Origin of the sequence: Streptomyces sp. DvalAA-43 (assembly GCF_900091725.1) — a bacterium.
GTDB classification, from domain to species: Bacteria; Actinomycetota; Actinomycetes; order Streptomycetales; family Streptomycetaceae; genus Streptomyces; species Streptomyces pulveraceus.
Map to the genome: position 1 here is coordinate 221421 of NZ_FMBW01000039.1, position 21458 is coordinate 242878.

Below are 21458 nucleotides of genomic sequence, written 5' to 3' on the forward strand. Positions count from 1 at the left end.
CTCAGTGGCCGTCGCGCTCGGCGAGCTTTTTCGCTACGAAGACGTCGATGGCATCCAGCGAAGAGAAGATGTTCCTGAGCAATTCCTCGTCCGTCAGCTGGAGCGAGAAGTCCCTTTCAAGAGTGCTCAGGAGCTGGATGTATCCGAAGGAGTCGATCACGCCGGTCTTGAACAGATCCGTCTCGGCGGTCAGTTCACCGTCGAAATCCACGAGGAACTGGTCCTCGATGAGCTTCTGTATGTACTGCTTCCTGTCCATTTCTCACACTCCGCTCTTGCTGAGAACTTCCCGGGAATCGGCCTTCTCGATGCTTCTCACCATACGGAGAAGGGACTTACCACCTATCTCCTCGTATTCGAGACCGGTGCCGCGGGAAAGTAGGTACCGGATACTGTCGGCCCATCGCACCGGCTCCACGAGCTGTCTGCTCAGCATTTCCGGTATCGTGCCCCGCTCGTAGGGTCGCCCCGTGACATTGGAGATCACGGCCGTTCCGGGCTCCTCGAACGTGAACTCTTTGAGAAAGCTTTCAAATTCGGAGCGGACGGGTTCCATGTGACGGGAATGGAAGGCGGCGCCGACCCGCAGCGACGCGAAGCGGATACCCCGCGCCTTCAGAGCGGCGTGGGCGGCACGCAGCGCGCTGTCACCGCCGGCGATCACGACCTGGGCGTCGGTGTTGTAGGCCGCCACGTCCACCCCCTCGACGCCGTCCTCCCGCAACAGATCGAGCAGGCGCGGAGCAGGGGTGTTCATGACCGCGCTCATCCCGCCGCCCGATGCCGCCGCCATGAGTTCGCCGCGCTTCCTGACGATCCGCAGACCCGTCTCGAAGTCGAAGACCCCTGCCGCCAGGAGCGCGTTGTACTCCCCCAGGCTGTGTCCGAGGCAGTAGTCGGCAGGCGGGCCCTCGCGGCGCTCACGCTCGAACGTGTGCAACGCGTTGACGGTGAACAGGGCCGGCTGTGTGCACTCCGTCCGCGAGAGCACGTCGTCCTGATTGTCGCGGCAACGCGAGACCAGGTCGTACCCCAAAAGATCGCTGGCGAATCGCGTCATACCTGGATAGCGGCCGAAAACATCTGCGCCCATCCCCCGGAACTGCGCTCCTTGCCCGGGGAAGAAAATCGCGAACACCGTGATGCCTCCAGGGTCTGCGCCGGTGGCCGGCCTACGCCACGCGGCGATGTCGGTTCCGCACATGCTCTGCCACCCCCCTTGCGGTCCACTGGCCGGAATGCTGATGACCCGGCACGATCACTGGTCCGGATCCTTGCCTGACACCTGCCGTTCGCTTGCCGGTCGCATCGGTATGCAGGAGAAGCACATTGCCAATTCAGTGATCGCTTATTAGCCATTCATCAGCCGAATCACATGACAGAACGCCTACTGTTCTAGGATCAATTCGCCGGAGAAGTCTCAAGCGTGAGAACGAATGGGGCCGAAGATGTCTGCACGTCAGGCACAGAGCACACTGCTGCCGCCACCGTCTGCCGCCCGCTCCGGACCGGTGCTGCAGGTTCTGGGGCCCATGTCGGCCCAGTACGGAGGGCACGACATCCCACTCGGCCCGCCACGTCGCAGAACGCTGCTCGCGCTCCTGCTGATCAGGCTGGGCCGGGTCGTCCCCACCACCGTGCTCATCGAGGAGCTCTGGCGGGAGGAGCCGCCCCGGCGGGCCGTCGCCACCCTGCAGAGCCATATCTCCCATCTGCGCCGGGCACTGGCCCCCGCGGCCGGCCCCGACCGGTCGGCGGTCCTCCGCTACCGGGCCCCCGGATACGTCCTCGAACTGCCTCCGGAGCAAGTGGACGTCCACCAGTTCGAGCAGCTCTTCTCCACGGGGCGGCGTTCCCTCTCCCGCCAGGATCCCGTCGCGGCCCGCGACCGGCTCACCCGGGCGCTCGCGCTGTGGCGCGGCTCCCCCTATGCCGAGTTCATCACTCACCAGCCGCTCGCCGACGAGAGCACCCGGCTGGAACAGGTCCGGCTCACCGCCCTGGAAGCCTCCGCGGAGGCCGGTCTCGTCCTGGGCAGGACCGCGGAGGTGGTCACGGAACTGGAACGCGAGGTACGTCAGCACCCCACCCGGGAGCGCCTGGTGGGCCATCTGATGACCGCGCTGTTCCGATCGGGCCGTCAGGCGGAGGCGCTGGAGGTGTACGAATGGACCCGCAGCTATCTGGTCGAGGAGTACGGCGTGGACACGACGGCCGAACTCCAGCAGCTGCACACCGCTCTTCTCCGGCAGGAACTCGGTGAGCAGCGGACACGCACCGTACTGAGTGATGAACTGCCGCTCAGGGCCACCGAATTCGCCCGGCCCATCCGGACCGTGCTGTCCGGCGGGACGGAGCGGCCGACAGAGGTGTCTCCCGCCGCCGTGAAGACCGCCATGCGCGGTGCGGGGAAGCCGCAGGAACCGGACCGTACGGCACCGGCCACGTCCACGGCCCCCGGGCTCCCCCTCTTCGAACCCGTGCTGCCGCCGCCATTGACGGGCCGGGAAAGGGAGTTGCGGCGCCTGGTCGCCGCGACGGCCGGCGCGGCGAAGGGCCGCGGACATCTTGCCTGCGTATTCGGCTCGTCCGGGCTGGGCAAGTCCCACCTCATGATGGAACTCGTCCAGCGCCTCCAGAGTGTCGACGAGAGCATAGAGACGGTGCGGAGCAGCTGCTTCTCCGGCGAGGGGGTCCCGCCGTACTGGCTGTGGACCCAGGTGCTGCGCCGACTGTCGGCGGCGCGACCGGACGCCTTCGAGGCGGCTGCCGCGCCGTTCGGCTCGCTGCTCGCGTCGCTGCTGCCCGGATACACCGGGAACGGCCACGGCCCCGACGGCTCGCCAAGCCCTTTCCGGGTTCACGACGCGCTCTGCGAAGTGCTGCTCTCGCTGGCCGCGCAGAGGCCGCTGGTGCTGCTGCTGGAGGACGTGCACTGGGCGGACACCGTCTCCCTGGACCTGCTCCGGCTGCTGACCACCCGCCGCCAGGGGCACCCCCTCAGCATCGTACTGACCGGCTGGGACCTGGAGGCCTGGCCCGATGCCTCGCGGTTCGGGGTGATGACCGAGGTGCTCAAGGGTCCGGACGCGGAGATCCTGCGGCTCGCCGGCCTGGCCCGCTCGGACATCGCCACGCTGGTCGACGCGCACGCGGGTCCGGGCGTCGACGAGCGGGTCATCGATGCGCTGCACCGCCAGAGCACGGGCAGTCCGTACTTCGTCCTGCAGATGCTCTCCCTGCTCTGCGACGCCAGGGACCTGCGCGAGCCCGGTGCCACGGACGAGATCCTCACCCTGATCGTGACGTGCGCGCGCAAGGTACTTCGCCAGGAGTTCGCCATGCTGCCGGAACCGGTCCTGCGGCTTCTCCGTCTCTGCGCGGTCGTCGCACCCGATATCGACCTGGACGCGGTCTGCCGTGCCACCGGCGGCAATTCGGCCATCGCGCTCGTGGAGTCGGCCGTCCGGTACGGTCTGCTCGCTCCTGACCGGCAGCGCACCGGACGGCTCCGCCTCGGCCCTCCCCAGGCCAAGGAGGTGCTGGTCGGCGAGCTGACGGAGGAGGAGCGCCAACGACTGCACGCGCGATACGCCGATGCGCTGTCCCCGTACGTCAAGGTCGGGGGCGATCCGGCGGAGACCGAGCGCGTCGCCCACCACGCCTGGCTCGCCAAGGACGTCATGCCCGCGAAGCGGGTGCTGCCCTGGCTCCTGCGCGCGGCGGAGAACGCGGAACTGCGCCTGGCCTCCGAGGAGCGCGAGATGTGGCTGCGACGCGCGGTCGGCATGGCCGGCGCACTGCCCGACGGCACGACCGCCCGCGACCTGAAGCAGCGGCTCCACCTGGAGCTGGGCCATGTACTGGGCCAGGTACGCGGCTTCGGTGACGCCGAGGCGGAGGCGGAGATCACCCGGGGATGCGCCCCTCATTCGGCGCCTCATGCGCCGGACGACCCGGCGGTCCTGTCGATGCTGGCCATGTCGCTTCTCGTCCGCGGCCGCTACGACGAGTCACGGCGGCTGTCCGTCCTGCTGAGGAACATCGCCGAGCGCACCGACGGCCCGACGGCCCGGCTCGGCGCGGCGTACGGCGAGGGTATGGCGCTGCTCGCCCGCGGGCACCTGCCCGATGCGCTCAAAGAGCTGGAACACGGCGCGGAACTGGCGGAACGCCTCGCCCGCGAGGGCCGATTACCGGATGGAATGTACCGGTCCGACCCACGCGTCTACTTCCGCTGCTACTGCGTCCTCGCCCACTGGCTGCTCAACGACCGCGCGGCGGCCGCGGAGCAGCGCCGTCGCCTGCTGCGGCTGACGCGGCACGAGGGCAGACCGTGGGACCGGATCCAGGCCCTCTACGTCGACGCGGTCGTGGCCGCATGGGAAGGCGACGTGGAGACCGCACGGGCCTCCGGTACCGAGGGCGTCGGGCTGGCCGTCGAGCACGGGTTGTCCTACTGGAAGGCCATGGTCCATCTGCCGCTGGGCTGGGCACTCACGTACACCGGCCGCCGGGAGGGGATCTCCGCCATGAAGAACGCACTGGCCGAACTGCGGCGGTCCAGGACGAACATACGTCTCCCGCTCCACCTGGGGCTGCTGGCCCAGGCCCAGCACCACGCCGGGCAGCGGGAGGACGCCGTGGACACCCTGCGCACCATGGTCGCGGTGGTCGAGCACCGGCGCGAGTACGCGTACCTCAACTCCGCGCTGCCTGCCACGCACCTGCTGCACGAACTTCTGGGCCCGGAGTCGACAGAAACGGTACTGCCGTGACGATCCCGGGGGCCGTGTACGACGCAGGCGGGCCGGCCGGATGATCGCGGCATCGGCGGGCCCCTCGCGGACCTCGTGTGAATAGCGCTCGCGGATGTCCTCGGCAATCACCGACCGCTCGCGGAATTCGACGGGAAAGCGGATCCGCGGGAGATCCGGGCCCGGTTGAGGATGCTCGTCCTCCAGCCGTCCATGGATCCCCGGGTGTGGTTCGCAGCCGACGAGATGTCCCCGCCGGCCGCCGAGTTCCTGGCGGCTCACGGTCGGCGCCACCGCGATGCCGACGCGGCGCTCGCCGGCCGCACCGCCTCATGCGGCCGGACCGGACCACGAGTGCGGCCACCCCTCGGGGATCACGCCGGGCTTCGCCGTACTCGGCGGGCAGCTCGCGGTGGGCGCGGGCGTACCCGCGGAACTCAGGATACTCGCCGAACAGCACGAGGACGTGAGGCAAAGGGCCACCGGCGTTCCAGATCTTGCGGGCCGGAGAGAAACTCCACAGGCGTGCTCATAGGGCCCCTCCAACGAAAAAGTTCCCATTGCCAACGGAACCCTTATCGAATTTTTAGCAGGGCAGGCGGGCAGAACCAGCGTAAAACGGATGACCCCGAGATGGGGGCTCCCCAACCAGCTCATCGTGGGCTTAACTTAGGTGTCATGACCTCCCCCCGCTCCACCTACGGCGGCGGCTACTACGCCGCACCGTCGTTCCCCGACACTCCGATCTACGACTCCCTGGTCGCGGAGCGGGGCACCCCTCAGATCGCGCCGATCCGAGTCCCTGCCGCCTATGACACCGGCAACAGCTATCTGCCGGCTCTCCCGGCGGCGCTGCCGGCTCTTCCCGCGGCGCCTTCCCAGCCCGTTCCGTCGTACGGCTACCAGCAGCCGCCGGCTCAGCAGGGTTACGCGCCGATGCAGCCCGCTCAGTTGCAGCACGCCCCGGCGCCGTACATCCCGCAACAGCCGTCCGCGGCCCGCGGCGGATATCAGGCGCCCCATCCGCAGCAACAGCAGCGGCCCGCGCCGGGCACGGGCTACGAGGCGATGCGTCCGGCGTCACCGCGACCGGCCCCGGCGCCGCGTCAGGCCCCGGCGCCCTCGCCCTACGAGGATCCGTACAACCGCCCGTACCAGGGCCGGGGGTACTGAACCGAAGGTCACGCACGGTCGCACGGAGTCGTCGTCGAGCCATGGGGACTCGACGGCGGCTTCGGCGTTGCCGCACCGGACGGGCCGTCAGCTCGGCCGGGCGGGCGGGAACTCACGGGGGTGGCCGGTGCGTTGACCGGGGTGAGGTTGCTCTCTCTTCGCCGTCTTCCGCGTGCGAAGCATCCCGTGTCCGGCCAGGACGGACACGGAAGGGGGGTGCAGGACTGTGCGAGCGGTCACGGGTGTGTGGCGCTGGCGGCACAATCCCCTGCGCCGCGCCACCGACCGGCGCGAGGCGTGGGTGGCTCTTGTCGCGTTGCTCCTCATGGTGCTGGCGGCGCCTGCCCTGGGCTGGGTATGCGCGGCGCAGACCGACGACGCCCTGCAGAGATCGGTACGGGCCCAGCGGGCCGGGCGTCATGCCACCACCGCCGTCGTGGAGCGCCTGTCCCCGAGCGCGCCACGTCATGTCGCCGACCCCGAGATCTCCTCGGAGCACGCTTCGCAGACCTCGGTGGTGGCCCGCTGGAAGGCCCCGGACGGCACGAAGCGCCGCGGCACCGCGCTGACCGCCTCCCGGAGGACCGGCCCCGGCGCCCGGGTGGAGATCTGGACGGACTCCGAGGGGCGCCCGGTGCCGCGGCCCATGGACGCCGCCACGGCCCGTGCCCATGCGGTGCTGGCCGGGATCGGGGCGATGCTGCTGGCCGCCGGACTGGTCGAGTGCATACGCCTGCTGATCGTCCGGCACATGATGAAGGGGCGGTACACCCGGATCGACCGGGACTGGGCCGAGGCCGGTCCGGACTGGGGCCGGACGGGGACCGGCAGCTGATCAGCTGCTGATCGGGTCAACTCCCGCCCGCCATGCGCGCTACGGTGGACCGGCCCGCCCGCTTTCCCGGTGGGCGGTCCCGCGATTCACCGCTGCCGCAAGGCCGGTGACACGGGCATCACGCACGCACGAGGTGGGGGCACAACAGCGCCATGGCACAGGGCACGGTCCAGGTGACGCACACCGGCACATCGCGGTGGCGGCGCCGCACAGGCGAATACGCCTCCCTCACCGCAGCCCTGGAGGCCGCGGCCGACGGCGATGTTCTCACCATCGCACCGGGCACCTACCGGGAGAATCTGGTTCTGCACCGCGCGGTGACCCTGCGCGGGCCCGAAGGGTCCGTCGGATCCGTGCGGATCGCACCGGCCGACGGCGTACCGCTGACCATCCGCGCCGCCGCCGTCGTCTCGGACCTCCATGTGGAGGGCCAGGACTCGACGGCCCCCGCGCTGCTGGTCGAGGACGGCGCACCGGAGATCGCGGACCTGCGGATCGTCACCCGGTCCGCCGCCGGGATCGAGGTCCGCGGCGCGGCCCGGCCGACCGTGCGCCGCTGCACGGTCGACAACCCCGCCGGGGTCGGCATCGCCGTACTCGACGGCGCGGGCGGAGTGTTCGAGGAGTGCGAGGTCGTCTCCGCCGGGCAGTCCGGCGTCTCGGTGCGCGACGGCGCGCATCCGCGGCTGGAGCGCTGCCGGATCCACCACGCGTCGGGCGCGGGCCTGAGCGTCACCGGGGAGGGCAGCGGTCTGGAGGGCTTCGGCTGCGAGGTGTACGAGATCAAGGGCAGCGGGATACAGGTCACCGCCCGCGCGGCCGCCCACCTCACCGACTGCACGGTGCACCGCACTTCGGCGGACGGCGTGACGCTCGACACCGACGCCGTGCTGACGCTCGCCGACTGTGACATCCACGACATCCCGGAGAACGCGGTGGATCTGCGCTCCCGTTCGGTGCTCACCCTGACCCGCTCCACGGTGCGCCGCTTCGGCCGCAACGGCCTCTCGGTCTGGGATCCCGGGACCCGTGTCGACGCCAACCAGTGCGAGATCCACGACAGTACGGGCGACTACCCCGCGGTCTGGGTGAGCGACGGGGCGACCGTGATACTGGACTCCTGCCGGGTGCACGACGTGCCGGACGCCATCTTCGTGCTCGACCGGGGCTCGCGCGCCGATGTCGTCGACAGCGATCTCTCCCAGGTCCGCAACACCGCGGTGTCGGTGAGCGACGGGGCGACCGCGCAGTTGGACGACTGCCGCATCCGCGAGGCGTCCACCGGCGCCTGGTTCCGCGACCACGGCAGCGGCGGCACGCTCAACAACTGCACCATCGACACGGCGCAGACCGGAGTGATCGTCACCAAGGGCGCCGACCCGACGATCGAGCGCTGCACGGTCACCGCCCCCGCCGAGGCCGGATTCTATGTCTCCGCCGAGGGCCGCGGTACGTTCCACAGCTGCCGGGTCACCGGCAGCGACGGCTACGGCTTCCATGTGATGGACGGCTGCCGTACGACGCTGACGCGTTGCCGGACCGAACGGTGCGCACGCGGTGGGTACGAGTTCGCCGAGCCGCCCGTCGCGCACGGTGACGGGCAGGGCACCGGCCCCGTCGTGGAGGACTGCACCAGCGACGAGAGCGCGCTGCGCTCCCCCGCTCCCCCGGCGCCCTCCGTCCTGACGGCGACCCAGTCGGCCCCCGGGCTGCTCGGCGGGGTCCCCGGAGAGCGTGCCGTCGAGCCCGCCCCGGCCGAGGTTCCCGCCACCGAGCCGGCGCGCACGTCGGACGCGGTGCTCGGGGAACTGGACGCGCTGGTGGGCCTGGACAGCGTCAAGCGGGAGGTGCGCGCCCTCACCGACATGATCGAGGTGGGCCGCCGGCGCCAGGAGGCCGGGCTCAAGGCCGCCTCGGTCCGGCGCCACCTCGTCTTCACCGGTTCCCCCGGTACCGGCAAGACCACCGTGGCCCGGCTGTACGGCGAGATCCTCGCCTCGCTCGGGGTGCTGGAGCGGGGGCATCTGATCGAGGTGTCCCGCGTCGATCTGGTCGGCGAGCACATCGGCTCGACCGCCATCCGTACCCAGGAGGCCTTCGACCGGGCGCGCGGCGGGGTGCTCTTCGTCGACGAGGCGTACGCCCTGTCGCCCGAGGACTCCGGCCGGGACTTCGGCCGGGAGGCGATCGACACGCTGGTGAAGCTGATGGAGGACCACCGGGACGCGGTGGTCGTCATCGTCGCGGGTTACACCCACGAGATGGAGCGGTTCCTCACCGTCAACCCCGGTGTGGCGTCCCGTTTCTCCCGGACCATCACCTTCAGCGACTACGAGCCGGCGGAACTGCTGCGGATCGTCGGACAGCAGGCCGACGAGCACGAGTACAGCCTGGCCTCCGGGACCGACGAGGCGCTGCTGAAGTACTTCGCCGAGCTCCCCAAGGGTCCGGCGTTCGGCAACGGCCGCACCGCGCGCCAGACCTTCGAGTCGATGGTGGAGCGGCATGCGGGGCGGGTCGCCCAGCTCGCCGAGCCGAGCACGGACGACCTCACCCTGCTCTACCCCGAGGACTTGCCGGAACTGCCCTGACTCCGCGGGACTTCGAGGCTGTCCGGTCCATCGGCCTGGCGGGGCAGGACCGGGTCGAGCCGCTCCAGCAGCGCGGCCCGCTCCTGGGCGAAGACCGGGTCGGCCTGGTAGTCCGAGTGCCCCAGGACGGCTTCGGGCAGCGGATGTTCGGGGGTCCGCCCGTAGACCAGGGGGTCCCTCAGCGGCCCGCGGTCCACCTCGGGTCCCGGTCCCTCGTCGAGCCGGACCCGGCCGCCGATCGGGTCGGTGGCCCGCCACAGGTTGCGCCAGCAGTGCACGGACCGGTGCAGCGCGTGCAGCGGTCCGGGGCCGAAGTAGGCCGGGAACCAGCGCCCGTACAGTCGCTCGATCGGCGAGCCGTAGGTGAGCAGGGCGACCCGGCTCCGGGTGTGGGCGGGCAGCTGCCAGACCGCGGACGCCGCGAGGACACTGCCCTGGGAGTGCCCGGAGATGACGAGCCTGCCACGGGTGAGCCCGGTCCAGCCTGACATCCGTGACGCCAGATCGGGGACGGCGCGCTCGGCGTAGCAGGGCGGTGCGAAGGGGTGGGCGGCGCGCGGCCAGAACGTGCCGACGTCCCAGAGGATGCCGATGGTGCGCCGGGCCGAGGCGTCGCGGTAGGCGCGGCGGCCCCAGGTGACGAAGAGTATGAAGCCGAGTCCGACCATCCAGGAGCCGGTGGACTGCGCGGCCTGGGCGACCGACTCGATGAACGGGCCGTCGCCCTTCATCGCGAGCCCGGGTACCTTTCCGCTCAGCCAGGCTCCACAGACCGCCGCCGCGCCGAGCAGCAGGGTGGCGCCGCAGACCGGGCCGAGGATCCAGGCGGCGGAGTCGGTGAGGGCGGCGGCGGCCTGGATCCGGGCGATCTGCCGGGTGCGGGCGGGCTCCGGGCGTTCCTCCTCGTACTCCCGGTCGATGCCGGGCTCCAGGGCGCGGGCGGCGAGCCAGGTCCGTACGAGCAGCAGGAGGGCGGGGACGGCCAGCAGTGCCAGGAGCACGGGAATGACCGATGCCTGCCAGCTGAGCAGCACCGGCGGCCCCTCGATGACGGAGCTCCGGCCCATGCCTGGGGTGCCGGGGCCGTCCAGCCAGTCGGCGACGCGCTGGGAGACACCGCCGCTCATGACCCCGCCGAGGGCGCAGGCGAGCATCGCGACGACGGGGCCGCCGAGCCCGAACATGACGGTGCGGGGTTCGGGGGTCCGGCGGTAGAGGCCCAGTGACACCAGGGCGAGTACGACGACGAGTGCCCCCTGGCCGACGGTGACGACACTGAAGGCGAGATCGCCGGGCAGGGCACCGGAGGAGACCCAGTCGGGGCGGGACCAGGCGGCGTAGGCCGCGGCGAGGACGAGCAGGGCCAAGGCGGCGCCGGGCAGATAGGTGATGAGGGCGCGGTCGAGCCGGTTGTCGAGGCGCCGTTCGCTGCGGCCCCGTCGGCAGACCACCCAGACCACGACGAACGCGCCCAGGACCAGTGCCGTCTCGATCAGCCGGCCGATGATGCCGGGCACCGGGCCGGTGACGGCGCGGTCGTGGCGGGCGGCGGCGCCGGCGACCGATGCGGCGACGGTCAGGAATCCGGCGGCGGTGTGGGCGGCGCGCAGCCGGGCGACCAGTCGGCGGCCGTACCAGAATCCGGGCCGTCCGAGGGCGGGACGGCCGAACGGCGTGGTGCCGGCGGAGGCCGGTGAGGGGTCGGGCTCCGCGTCGGGGTCGTCGTCCGGTTCGGTTCCGGCGAGCGGGCGCTGTGACTCGTACGCGCTCCAGGTCCGGTTGGACAGGAACCACAGGAGCACCACCAGGGCGGCGGGCACCAGGGCGGCGAGGGCGAGCCTGCGGCCCGGCTGGGACCACCAGCCGCCCTGTGCCGTGGAGAGGAAGCCGAGCCAGGACCGCTGGTTGGAGCAGTCAGGTACACCGGCGCACTGCCAGGCGGTCAGATCGAGCGCGACCTCGCAGGCCGCCGCGGTCAGCAGGACGGTGAGGCTGAGCGCGACGAGCCGGACGAGGACGCCGTACAGGCGCACGGCCCTGGTCCGGGAGCGGGCGGTGGGGCGCATCCAGTGGGCGAGGTTGACCACCATGAACGGGAGCAGCAGCAGCCACAGGGCACGGGAGCCGTTGCCGGAGGTCAGGTTGGACCAGCAGTAGGCCTCGGGAATGGGCCGGTCGCGGTACCGCTCCGGGTGCTGTTCGGCGTCCGTGTCCTCGGCCCGCCGGTAGATGGCGGCGGTCGCGTCGCCGGTGATGCGGACCGTACGCGGATCGTCGAGCATCTCCTGGGGGGTGGCGCCGCCCACGCCGTGGACCAGCAGTTCCAGCGCGGGCCCCGGACTCTGCGGGGCCTGGGTGGCAGGTGGCACTGGAGTGACTCGCTCTCTCGTTCGTGGGGGGAGTTGGGGGGAGTGCTGACGCGTGGTCACCAGAATCGTGGCAGAGGGCCGGCGGCCGCATCTCTCTCACGGAATCTCCCCAGTGCGGCGGCCGGCGACACCGCGTGCGAGGATGACCCCGTTCAAAGAGGCTGCCGCACGGCCAGAGGGAAGGACCGGACCGGCGTTGAGCGAGAATCAGAACCTGCTCGCGGAGCAGCGGCGCGCCCTGATCCTCGACGAGGTGCGCAAGCGCGGCGGGGTCCGGGTCAATGAGCTGACCCGCAAGCTGAACGTCTCCGACATGACGGTGCGCCGTGACCTGGACGCCCTGGCACGCCAGGGGGTCGTCGAGAAGGTGCACGGCGGGGCCGTTCCGGTGGTCGAGGCCAGCACGCACGAGCCCGGTTTCGAGGCGAAGTCGGCGCTGGAGCTGACCGCCAAGGAGGACATCGCGCGCGCGGCGGCGGCGATGGCGGTGCCCGGCAGCGCGATCGCGCTCTCCGGCGGCACGACGACGTACGCGCTCGCGCAGCAGCTGCTGGACGTGCCGGATCTGACGGTGGTGACCAACTCGGTGCGGGTCGCCGATGTCTTCCACGCCGCGCAGCGGGCGGGGGGCGCGTCAGGGACGCGGCCCGGGGCCGCCACGGTGGTGCTCACCGGTGGGGTGCGGACCCCTTCGGACTCGCTGGTGGGTCCGGTCGCCGATCAGGCGATCGCCTCCCTCCATTTCGATGTGCTGTTCCTCGGGGTGCACGGGATCTCGGTGGAGGCCGGGCTCTCGACGCCGAATCTGGCGGAGGCCGAGACCAACCGCCGTTTCGTCCAGTCGGCCCGGCGGGTGGTGGTGGTCGCCGACCACACCAAGTGGGGCACGGTGGGCCTGAGTTCGTTCGCGGCGCTGGAGCAGGTGGACACGTTCGTGACGGACGCGGGGCTGTCGGCCGCCGCCCGTGCGGAGATCGAGGAGCATCTGCCGGGCCTGGTGGTGACGGGCCGGGCCGCGGACGACGACGCCTGAGCAGCCGGACCGGGCGGGGATTCCGCTTGCCGGCGCCGGGCGCCGCGCGGGCCGGGGCCCTGCGGGCGAGCCTTTAGGATCGTGGCGTGGCCGTCTTCCGGATCGAGCGCTTCACCTCCTTGCCCGCCGCCGAGTCCTGGCGCCGGGTGACGGACTGGGAACGGCACGCCGCGCATGTCCCGCTGACCACGATCACCGTCCTGCCGGGTCCGCCGGCCGGGGTCGGGACCGTCTTCGTGGCGCGCACGGGCGTGGGGCCGCTGGCGTTCGACGATCCGATGGAAGTGGTGCGGTGGACGCCGCCCACGGCCGGGCGCGCGGGGCTGTGCCGGCTGGAGAAGCGCGGTTCGCCGGTGCTGGGCCGGGCCTCGATCGATGTGTATCCGACGGATTCCGGATCCCATGTGGTGTGGGTGGAGGAGCTGGGTGTGCGACTGCTGCCGCGGTGGGGCGATCCGCTGATCGCCGGAGCGGGCCGGCGGATCTTCGGCCGGGTGCTCGACAGTCTGCTGGACCGTCCGGCCCGGCACCATCCGTAGCGTGCGGCGCGCCCCGGGGTGTTTCCCCGAGGTCCGCGCGGGCGGCGACACCTGACGCCCAGTCAGCTATGGTGTGCGCGACCCGTCCGCGACCGCACGGGAGGTGCGTTCCATGGCCCGCCGACTCCGTTCCGTGGAGCTCGAATTCGTCGATGCCGCTCCGGTGCGGCTGGTCTTCGCCGCCGAGGTGTCCGCGGCTCCCGGGAAGGTCTACCGCGCGCTCGCCGATGACGTGCCGGGCTGGCCCGGCTGGTTCACCGCGGTGACGGCCGCCCGGCCCACCGAGGGCGGCGCGGGACGCGAGGTCCGGCTCAAGGGCGGCTTCGTGATCGGCGAGACGATCCTGGCCGCGGAGCCCGGCGAGCGGTACGCCTACCGGGCCGACCGGTGCAACGCCCCCGGGATGCGGGCCCTGCTGGAGGAGTGGCGGCTCACCCCGGCCGGGACCGGCACACGGGTGCAGTGGACGTTCGCCGCGGACGGTTCCGCGGCGTATCGGCTGGTCCTGCGGCTGGCCCGGCCGGGGATGGGCCGGGCCTTCCGGACCGCGGTGCGCACGCTCGACCGGCGGCTGACCGGGTCCGCGGCCTGAGCGTCACCGCGCCCCGGTGAGTGGGGCTGGTCAGGGCCAGTTGCCGTCGGCCAGGAACGATTCGATGGTCGCCGTGTGCGGGGCGATGTCCAGGCCCTGTCCGGCGAGCCAGCTGTCGGAGTAGTACTTGTCGAGGTAGCGGTCGCCCGGGTCGCAGATCAGGGTGACGACGCTGCCCGTATCGCCCCGTCCGACCATCTCGGCGACCAGTTTGAACGCGCTCCACAGTCCGGTGCCGGTGGAGCCGCCGGCCTTGCGGCCGATGGCCTTCTCCAGGGCGCGCACGGCCGCGATGCTGGCCGCGTCCGGCACCTTCATCATCCGGTCGATGGCGCCGGGCACGAAGCTCGGCTCCATCCGGGGCCGGCCGATGCCCTCGATCCGGGAGCCGCAGTCGCTGGTGGCCAGGGGATTGTGCTGGGTCCAGCCGTCGAAGAAGCAAGAGTTCTCGGGGTCGGGTACGCAGATCCGGGTGTCGAACTGCATGTAGTGCACATAGCGGGCGATGGTCGCCGAGGTGCCACCGGTGCCGGCCGTGGCCACGATCCACGTCGGCTCCGGATAGCGCTCCAGCTTCAGCTGCTGGTAGATCGACTCGGCGATGTTGTTGTTGCCGCGCCAGTCGGTGGCCCGTTCGGCGTAGGTGAACTGGTCCATGTAGTGGCCACCGCTCTCCGCGGCGAGCGTGGCGGACTCCTCGTACATCTTCCGCGAGTCGTCGACGAAATGACATCGGCCGCCGTGGAATTCGATCAGCCGGCACTTCTCGGGGCTGGTGGTGCGGGGCATCACGGCGATGAACGGCACCCCGATCAGCTTGGCGAAGTACGCCTCCGAGACGGCCGTCGAACCGCTGGACGCCTCGATCACCGGCTTGCCCGGCCGGATCCAGCCGTTGCAGAGCCCGTAGAGGAAGAGCGAGCGGGCCAGCCGGTGCTTGAGACTGCCCGTGGGATGCGTCGACTCGTCCTTGAGGTAGAGGTCGATGCCCCATGCCTCGGGCAGCGGGAAGCGCAGCAGATGGGTGTCGGCGGAGCGGTTGGCGTCGGCCTGGACCTTGCGCACCGCTTCCTTGAGCCAGGCCCGGTACCCGGCGTCGGAACGGTCGATGTCGATCGTCGTCGCGGCCCGCCCGCCGTCTTCCCGCTTCTCGGTGCCCATCAGCGCGCTCCTCCTCGTGTCCCGTCACTCTCCCCCATAACCTATTCCCCCCACCTGCACAAACGTTCACTTTGATGCTCCATAGCCCTGCCTTGGCGTCGACGGACCCCACAGCCGCGATTCCGGTCCGGACGCGGCCTGGCGCGCCGCTCCCGGTTTGTGCAGACTTCCCATCAGAAGCGTCACGAAGGGGGCGAAGCAGCCATGCCGGAAACGGAGTTCAGTGCGACGGGGGTACGGATCGAGCGGTGGGCCCGCTCGCTCACGAGGGCCGGGCAGGTGGTCGTCAAGGACGGCAGGCTGGCCCTGCTGACCAGCAACGGACGGGAGATCGACAGCGCCCCGGTGGTGACGGTGAGCGCGGGCAGGCCGTGGTTCGCCGGGGCCGGGGCCGCCGTGGCCCGCCTCAACGGGACGCGATACCGGCTGACGATGGGCCAGCGCAACCGCGGGCCGGACCGGACCGGCCCGACCCGCCGGTTCCTGGAGACGCTGCGCAGCGCGGGCGGACGGATGACCTGAGCCGGACGGCGGCACCCGGAGACCGCGAGTTGCGGAGCAGTGACCCCTGGGTGACATTGGACTCGTCACTCATGGTTCACCGGCGGTGACAGTGTGATCCACACCGCCGGGGCCGGATCGGCAGCCGGTCGGCTGCCGGATCCGTTCCTTCGTCTTCTTCCGGACCTATTTCGGGGAGTCGCAGCCGTGATCAGCGAGCCAAGCAGGCACTGCACGGTGGAGCTCCAGGCCCTGCCGTCGCGGATCGGTCAGGTCCGCAGAATCATCTCGGCGCAGTTGCGCTACTGGCATCTCGATCCTTTGATCGACCAGGCGGCGCTCGGCGTCACCGAACTGCTGACCAATGTCCACCGGCATGCCCAGCCGGACAAATCATGCACCGTCGAGATCGAGTTGCTGCTCGAACGGCTGACGGTGTCCGTCCATGACCACGACCCACGGCTGCCGACCGTGCGCGAGCCCAGCATGTCCAGTACGTCGGGACGCGGGCTCGCACTGATCGCCGCCGTCAGCGAGAGCTGGGGCGTCCGACCGAGCGGCGGGGCCGGGAAGGTCGTCTGGTTCACCCTTTCGGCGCCTTCCCGGTGCGCCGCGCTGCCGCCCCATCCGGTGTACGGGGCGACCACCGACGGGCCGTTCGAGCTGGGCCCCGTCACGTTCCTGGAGAGCGGCGCGCCTTCCGTCGCGCGGTCGGCGGTGGTGGGCTGACCTGCCGGCGGCCGGGACCGGCGTGGTGGAGAGGGGTGAGGCGCGCTACGACGTCCCGCCCCTCCCTCACCTCGCGTCACTCGGCGGCGATCGCGCGGAGCACGTTCAGCCGTGCGGCCCGGCGGGCCGGGCGCCGGCCCGCCAGTGCTCCGGCGGATACGCCCACCAGAGCGACCACCAGGAGGCGCAGCGGCGGCAGCTCGAAGGCGACGGCGGTGTCGCCCGCGGACGCCCTGACCAGGACCCAGCCGAGGAAGCCGCCGAGCAGCAGGCCGCCCGCCGTGCCGAACGCGGCCACCAGGACGGATTCCCAGCGGACCATCGAGCGCAACTGGCCCCTGGTCTGTCCCACCGCTCGCAGCAGGCCCATCTCCCTGGTGCGTTCGTGGAGGGCGAGGGTGAGCGTGTTGGCGATGCCCAGCAGGGCGATCAGTACGGCGAGCGCCAGCAGGGCGTAGACCAGGGTGAGCATCATGTCGATGCCGCCGGCCGAGGACTGCGCGTACTCCGCGCGGGTCTGCACATCGGGGTTGCCGTACGCCGCCGCGGTCCTCGCGACCGCCGCCTTGCCGTCGGCGGTGGACACACCGGGCCCGAAGGAGACGGCGATCAGCGAGTCGGAGTCCTGGGCGCGGTGCGGGGCCCAGGCCCGGCGGGTGATGACGTAGTCGCCTGCCAACTCCGACCGGTCGTAGACGGCGCGGACGGTGAATGCCTGCCGCGTGCCGTCGGTGAAGGCGAGCCGGGTGGTGGAGCCGGGGTGCAGGCCGCGCTTCGCGGCCTCGGTGCGGGACAGGGCGATCCCGTTCGTGCCCAGCCCCGTCAGCGAGCCGTCGACCCGGCCTAGGTCGAAGACCCTGCCGAGCGCGGCCGGGTCGGTGACGGTCAGGGCGCGTCCCGTGCCGTCGACCTCCGCGACCCCCTTGCCGAGGCCGACGGCGGTCGCGACCTGCGGCAGCCGGTCGACGGCCGGGGCGAGCCGGGGGCTGAGTCCGCTGCCACCGGCCCCGAAAGCGGGCGCGCTGATGGCGACATCTCCCGCGAAGGAGCGGTCGACGGTCCGGTTCATGGTCGCCTTCAGTGATGCGCCGAAGACGGTGAACAGGGAGACCACGGCGACACCGATCATCAGCGCGGTCGCGGTGGACGCGGTCCGCCGGGGGCTGCGCAGGGCGTTGCGCCCGGCCAGTCGGCCGCCGGCACCGCGCAGCCGGTCGAGCGGGGCGCCGAGGGCCCGTACCGCGTATGTGGCGGCGACCGGGCCGAGGACCACGAACGCGACGAGTGACGACACCGCGCCGATGGCCGACAGCCGGACGGACGGGACGGCCAGGGTGCCGGTCAGGACGGCGCCGACGGAGGCCACCAGCAGCACGAGCCCGGTGAGGGTCCGCGTCCGGGACGCCCCGGAGTCGTCGACTGCGCTCTCGCGCAGGGCGGCGAGCGGGGCGGTGCGCCCGGCCCGGACGGCGGGCAGGACGGCGGAGCCGAGGCAGACCAGGACACCCACGCCGAGCGGCAGCAGCAGTGAGACGGCGCCGATCACCAGCGCCCCGTCGGGGAAGGGGAACCCGACGACGGGGAACAGGGCCCGCAGCCCGGCGGCGAGGCCGATACCGCCGGCCAGACCCGCGGCCGAGGCGGTCACGGCGACCGCGGTCGCCTCGACGAGCGTCGAGGCGACGACCTGCCGACGCGAGGCGCCGAGGACGCGCAGCAGGGCGTTCTCACGGGTCCGCTGGGCGACGACGATCGCGAAGGTGTTGTGGATGGAGAACGTGGCGACGAGCAGCACGATGCCGGAGAACACCAGCAGCAGAGTGGTGAACAGGCCGAGGAAGGCGCCGGAGATCATGTCCCGGTTCTCGGCGGCCGCGGCCTGTCCGGTGACGGCCTCGACGCCCTTGGGCAGGACGGGCCGCAGTGCGGCGACGAGTTCCCGCTGGCTGGTGCCGGGCCCGGCGCGGACCTGGATGGCCGATGCCTCGCCGGGCTTCGGCGTGAGGTGCTTCTCCGCGTCGGTCTGCGTCATCGCCGTGTAGGTGACCTGCCCCATGCCGTCCTGGCCGCCGAAGGTGGCCAGTCCGACGATCGTGACGTGCACGGGGTCGGGGGTGCGCAGCACGGTCGTGTCGCCGATCCTGAGTCCGCCCCGGTCGGCGGCCCCGCGGTTGACGACGACCTCCCCGGGTGCGGCCGGGGCGCGTCCGGCGGCGAGCCGGTACGGGTTCAGTTCCGGGTCGCCGATCCAGTTGCCCGCGAGGGTGGGCGGCCCCTGACCGCCGATGGGTCTGCCGTCGGCTCCGATGAGCTGGCCGGCGCCCTGGATGTCGGGGGCCGCCGCGGCGACGCCGGGCGTCCGCTCGATCCGCTTCAGCAGCGCGGTGTTCACCGGTTGCCGGGTGCCCTGGGTCTCGCCCGCGACGGTGACCACGTCGGAGCCGCGCACGACGGCGTCGGTCCCGGCGTCGGCGGCGGCGAACATGGTGCCGAAGCTCGCGCGCAGGGTGTCGCCCATGACGAGTGTCCCGGTGAGGAACGAGACGCCGAGCAGGGCGGCGACGAACGTACCGGCGAAGCGGCGCTTGTGGGCGCGGAGCGAGGAGATGCCCAGGCGCAGGGAGGCACGGGTGCCGTTCAATGCCGTCACCGCCTGCGGGAGGGATGGGGCGCGAAGGCCTTGAAGCGGTCGAGCACGCGCTCCGCCGTGGGGTCGGGCATCCGGTCGACGAGTCGGCCGTCGGCGAGGAAGACGACCTCGTCCGCCTGGGCGGCGGCGACCGGGTCATGGGTGACCATGACGACCGTGCGGCCGGTCTGCCGGACGGTGCGGCCGAGCAGCCGGAGCACTTCCTGACCGGAGCGGGAGTCGAGGTTGCCGGTCGGTTCGTCGGCGAAGACGACATCGGGGCTGCCCACGAAGGCCCGTGCCACCGCGACCCGTTGCTGCTGTCCGCCGGAGAGCTCGCCGGGCCGGTGGTGCAGCCGGTCCCGGAGCCCGACGGTGTCGACGAGGACGTCGAGCCGCTGCGGGTCGGGCCGCTCCCCCGCGAGATCGAGGGGAAGGGTGATGTTCTCGGCGACGGTGAGCGTCGGCAGCAGGTTGAAGGACTGGAAGACGAAGCCGATGCGGCGTCGGCGCAGCAGGGTGAGTCTGCGATCGTCGAGCGTGCTGATGTCGGTGTCGCCGATGAAGGCGGAGCCCGAGCTGAGCGTGTCGAGTCCGGCGGCGCAGTGCATCAGGGTGGATTTGCCGGAGCCGGAGGGCCCCATGATCGCGGTGAAGCGTCCGGCCGGGAAGTCGACGCTCACCGCGTCCAGGGCCCTGACCCGGGTGTCGCCCGTGCCGTGGAGCTTCACGGCGTCGACGACCCGGGCGGCGGTGGCGGGATCGGAGGTGGTCATGCCACGCCTCCCTTGCTGCCGCGGCCGAACTGCTCGTCCAGGACGGAGAGTCGGCGCTCGTACTCGTCCTCGTCGATCTCGCCGGACGCGAAGCGTCGGCCGAGCAGGGTGATCGGTGAGGATTCGGCAGCTGTCTCCCGGGTCTGCCAGGGTCCTCCTCGGCCGCGCCACACGGTGCGGCGCAGCAAGGCGACACCGCCGATGACGACAGCCGCCCAGAAGAGCGGGAAGAACAGGATCCAGGGCCCGGGTCCACCGCTGTGCGCCAGAGTGTTCATCTCGGTCGGCTCCCTCGGTTCGGGGTTCGGGGTCGGGGTTTCCCGACGCTTGCGAGCCTCGCCCGAAAAGGGGTCCGAGTCGTCGTACGGCCAGCGGCCGTGTGCGTACCTCCTCGGGAGTACGTGGCGCCTGTGTGGCTGCTCCCGAAGGCGCCCGGGGCGTACGGGCGTTGTTTTGCGCCAGGCACACGGTCCCGGAACCGAAGGACCTGCGGGCCTACGAGATCCACGGCACCGTCATCGCAGCAGCGATCCGCCTACGCGTCGGCGGCCAACGCCCACACCGCGCGTTCGGCCGCGGCTCGGCGCCCCTCGGGAGTCCGGGCCTGGAGCAAGGGCAGAAGCACCAGGTACTTCGCGGTCCTGTCGAGTGCCGCGAAGGCTTTCGCCGCCCGGGTATCCGCCGCCAGCGCCGCCGCCAGTTCGTCGGGCACCGCGGCCGTCGACTGCGGCGCGTACGCGGCGGCCCAACGTCCGTCCGCCTGGGCCCTGCGCACCTCCGCCAGGCCCGGCTCGCGCATCCGGCCCTCGGCCGCCAGCGCGGCGACCTTGTCGACGTTGACTTGCGACCACAGGCTCCTGGGGCGCCGCGGCACATACTTCTGCAGGTAGTACGAGGCGTCGAGCGACCGGCGCTGACCCGAGATCCAGCCCCAGCACAGCCCCACGTCGACCAGTTCGTCGGCTGTCACGGACGCGATGTCGGAGCCCTTCTTGGCGACCTTGACCCACACGCCTTCGTGCCGTGCGTGGTGAGCCTCCAACCAGCCCTCGAACGCCTCGCCGTCCGCGAAGGCCACGACCTCGACACCGCCGATCTCGTCCATGTCCTCATGCTATGCGGCGGCGGCAGAGCGTCCGTCAGGAGAGCGCGGCACAACGTAAGAGCCCCGCCGCGGATGCGGCGAGGGCTCGCGGTGGTGTTCGGGCACGGTTCCTTCCGGCGATGGTCCTGTCCGGATTCACTGACCGCCGCCGACTCCGACCTGGAGCCTCGTCAGCGCGAACACGATCATGAGGTCGAGCGCCATCATGGGGATGGCCCAGGCCGGGTAGTACGGAACGAACATGAACTGGGAGATCAGACTGATCCCCGCGGCTGCCGCACCGGCCCCGCGGCCCCAGCTCTTGTTCAGCAGGACTCCCAGACCGGCGACGACGAGCCCCACTCCGATCACGAGGTGGATCACGCCCCACGTGGTCACGTCGAATCGGTAGGCGTAATGGGACGAGACGGCGAACAGGGTGTCCTGTGCGATGCCCGCGGCGCCCATCAGAATGCTGAGCGGCCCGCTGAGCATCAGCGCGGCCCCGGCGAACAGGGACGCGCCGTTGGCCTTTTCGCCGTCGGGCGCCCCATGCCTCGGCCGATTGCTGTCCGGTATCGCTGCCATGGCCGTCGCCTTCCTGTACAGCGCGGTCACCGACGCACACTGCCCGCGCGAAGCCGACCACGCTCCACTGCCAGGATCACCGCAATCCATCGGCGCCGCGA

18 protein-coding genes are annotated in these 21458 nt (G+C 71.5%); 9 read left to right on the top strand and 9 right to left on the bottom strand.

Annotation, left to right across the window (positions count from 1 at the left end):
- Position 1 precedes the first annotated feature (1 nt).
- Positions 2-259: an acyl carrier protein gene (locus GA0115234_RS12390; protein ID WP_093540954.1), complete on the bottom strand. Its 258-nt coding sequence runs from the start codon at positions 257-259 to the stop codon at positions 2-4.
- A gap of 3 nt (positions 260-262) precedes the next feature.
- Positions 263-1204 (bottom strand): ACP S-malonyltransferase, encoded by a 942-nt coding sequence (locus tag GA0115234_RS12395; protein ID WP_202553615.1) that lies wholly within the window; start codon positions 1202-1204, stop codon positions 263-265.
- Positions 1205-1448: 244 nt separating this feature from the next.
- Here GA0115234_RS12395 and GA0115234_RS12400 point away from each other — a divergent pair, with 244 nt between their 5' ends.
- The 4 genes from GA0115234_RS12400 to GA0115234_RS12415 all read left to right on the top strand — a co-directional run bounded on the left by GA0115234_RS12400 (position 1449) and on the right by GA0115234_RS12415 (position 9356).
- A complete protein-coding gene (locus GA0115234_RS12400; RefSeq protein WP_237541285.1) occupies positions 1449-4778 on the top strand; it encodes a BTAD domain-containing putative transcriptional regulator in 3330 nt (1109 codons plus the stop codon).
- A 657-nt stretch (positions 4779-5435) separates the two neighbouring features.
- The gene (locus GA0115234_RS12405; protein ID WP_093540957.1) at positions 5436-5930 is read left to right on the top strand and encodes a DUF6643 family protein; all 495 of its coding nucleotides are present in this window, start codon (positions 5436-5438) and stop codon (positions 5928-5930) included.
- A 226-nt stretch (positions 5931-6156) separates the two neighbouring features.
- A complete protein-coding gene (locus tag GA0115234_RS12410) occupies positions 6157-6765 on the top strand; it encodes an Rv1733c family protein (protein WP_093540958.1) in 609 nt (202 codons plus the stop codon).
- Between the two features lie 152 nt (positions 6766-6917).
- Positions 6918-9356 (top strand): right-handed parallel beta-helix repeat-containing protein, encoded by a 2439-nt coding sequence (locus GA0115234_RS12415; protein ID WP_093540959.1) that lies wholly within the window; start codon positions 6918-6920, stop codon positions 9354-9356.
- Here the strand turns inward: GA0115234_RS12415 and GA0115234_RS12420 are convergent.
- Entirely contained in the window at positions 9326-11725 is a 2400-nt protein-coding gene (locus tag GA0115234_RS12420; protein ID WP_093540960.1) for a hypothetical protein, read from the bottom strand. The two genes, GA0115234_RS12415 and GA0115234_RS12420, sit on opposite strands and share 31 nt — an antisense overlap.
- Before the next feature lie 196 nt (positions 11726-11921).
- On the opposite strand from GA0115234_RS12420, the gene GA0115234_RS12425 reads away from it, so the two are divergent.
- From GA0115234_RS12425 to GA0115234_RS12435, 3 genes are all read left to right on the top strand, one after another.
- Positions 11922-12758 carry a DeoR/GlpR family DNA-binding transcription regulator gene (locus GA0115234_RS12425; RefSeq protein WP_093540961.1) on the top strand — a complete coding sequence of 279 codons (837 nt, stop codon included), beginning with the start codon at positions 11922-11924 and terminating at the stop codon, positions 12756-12758.
- Positions 12759-12844: 86 nt separating this feature from the next.
- Positions 12845-13297 carry an SRPBCC family protein gene (locus tag GA0115234_RS12430; RefSeq protein WP_093540962.1) on the top strand — a complete coding sequence of 151 codons (453 nt, stop codon included), beginning with the start codon at positions 12845-12847 and terminating at the stop codon, positions 13295-13297.
- A 112-nt stretch (positions 13298-13409) separates the two neighbouring features.
- Positions 13410-13889 (top strand): SRPBCC family protein, encoded by a 480-nt coding sequence (locus tag GA0115234_RS12435; RefSeq protein ID WP_093541004.1) that lies wholly within the window; start codon positions 13410-13412, stop codon positions 13887-13889.
- Positions 13890-13919: 30 nt separating this feature from the next.
- Here GA0115234_RS12435 and GA0115234_RS12440 read toward each other — a convergent pair whose 3' ends face one another.
- A complete protein-coding gene (locus GA0115234_RS12440; RefSeq protein WP_093540963.1) occupies positions 13920-15050 on the bottom strand; it encodes a PLP-dependent cysteine synthase family protein in 1131 nt (376 codons plus the stop codon).
- Between the two features lie 204 nt (positions 15051-15254).
- On the opposite strand from GA0115234_RS12440, the gene GA0115234_RS12445 reads away from it, so the two are divergent.
- Together GA0115234_RS12445 and GA0115234_RS12450 are read left to right on the top strand one after the other, a co-directional pair.
- Positions 15255-15572, top strand: a complete 318-nt coding sequence (locus GA0115234_RS12445) for a hypothetical protein (protein ID WP_093540964.1) — start codon at positions 15255-15257, stop codon at positions 15570-15572.
- Between the two features lie 186 nt (positions 15573-15758).
- On the top strand, positions 15759-16280 hold the full coding sequence (locus GA0115234_RS12450) for an ATP-binding protein (RefSeq protein WP_256088712.1): 522 nt from the start codon (positions 15759-15761) through the stop codon (positions 16278-16280).
- Positions 16281-16356: 76 nt separating this feature from the next.
- On the opposite strand, the gene GA0115234_RS12455 is transcribed toward GA0115234_RS12450, so the two are convergent.
- The 5 genes from GA0115234_RS12455 to GA0115234_RS12475 all read right to left on the bottom strand — a co-directional run bounded on the left by GA0115234_RS12455 (position 16357) and on the right by GA0115234_RS12475 (position 21357).
- Complete coding sequence (locus GA0115234_RS12455; protein ID WP_093540965.1) at positions 16357-18921, bottom strand: FtsX-like permease family protein; 2565 nt, start codon at positions 18919-18921, stop codon at positions 16357-16359.
- Positions 18922-18926: 5 nt separating this feature from the next.
- On the bottom strand, positions 18927-19685 hold the full coding sequence (locus GA0115234_RS12460; protein WP_093540966.1) for an ABC transporter ATP-binding protein: 759 nt from the start codon (positions 19683-19685) through the stop codon (positions 18927-18929).
- Complete coding sequence (locus GA0115234_RS12465) at positions 19682-19963, bottom strand: SHOCT domain-containing protein (protein WP_093540967.1); 282 nt, start codon at positions 19961-19963, stop codon at positions 19682-19684. Before GA0115234_RS12465 ends, GA0115234_RS12460 begins: the two co-directional genes overlap by 4 nt.
- Positions 19964-20220: 257 nt before the next feature.
- Positions 20221-20790, bottom strand: a complete 570-nt coding sequence (locus GA0115234_RS12470) for a YdeI/OmpD-associated family protein (protein WP_093540968.1) — start codon at positions 20788-20790, stop codon at positions 20221-20223.
- A gap of 135 nt (positions 20791-20925) precedes the next feature.
- Positions 20926-21357, bottom strand: a complete 432-nt coding sequence (locus GA0115234_RS12475) for a DUF7144 family membrane protein (protein ID WP_237541286.1) — start codon at positions 21355-21357, stop codon at positions 20926-20928.
- Positions 21358-21458: the final 101 nt, after the last annotated feature.

Coding starts and splice junctions, on each gene's coding strand:
- GA0115234_RS12390 (WP_093540954.1), bottom strand. CDS start 259: ATGGACAGGAAGCAGTACATACAGAAGCTCATCGAGGACCAGTTCCTC.
- GA0115234_RS12395 (WP_202553615.1), bottom strand. CDS start 1,204: ATGTGCGGAACCGACATCGCCGCGTGGCGTAGGCCGGCCACCGGCGCA.
- GA0115234_RS12400 (WP_237541285.1), top strand. CDS start 1,449: ATGTCTGCACGTCAGGCACAGAGCACACTGCTGCCGCCACCGTCTGCC.
- GA0115234_RS12405 (WP_093540957.1), top strand. CDS start 5,436: ATGACCTCCCCCCGCTCCACCTACGGCGGCGGCTACTACGCCGCACCG.
- GA0115234_RS12415 (WP_093540959.1), top strand. CDS start 6,918: ATGGCACAGGGCACGGTCCAGGTGACGCACACCGGCACATCGCGGTGG.
- GA0115234_RS12435 (WP_093541004.1), top strand. CDS start 13,410: ATGGCCCGCCGACTCCGTTCCGTGGAGCTCGAATTCGTCGATGCCGCT.
- GA0115234_RS12440 (WP_093540963.1), bottom strand. CDS start 15,050: ATGGGCACCGAGAAGCGGGAAGACGGCGGGCGGGCCGCGACGACGATC.
- GA0115234_RS12445 (WP_093540964.1), top strand. CDS start 15,255: ATGCCGGAAACGGAGTTCAGTGCGACGGGGGTACGGATCGAGCGGTGG.
- GA0115234_RS12460 (WP_093540966.1), bottom strand. CDS start 19,685: ATGACCACCTCCGATCCCGCCACCGCCGCCCGGGTCGTCGACGCCGTG.
- GA0115234_RS12465 (WP_093540967.1), bottom strand. CDS start 19,963: ATGAACACTCTGGCGCACAGCGGTGGACCCGGGCCCTGGATCCTGTTC.
- GA0115234_RS12470 (WP_093540968.1), bottom strand. CDS start 20,790: ATGGACGAGATCGGCGGTGTCGAGGTCGTGGCCTTCGCGGACGGCGAG.
- GA0115234_RS12475 (WP_237541286.1), bottom strand. CDS start 21,357: ATGGCAGCGATACCGGACAGCAATCGGCCGAGGCATGGGGCGCCCGAC.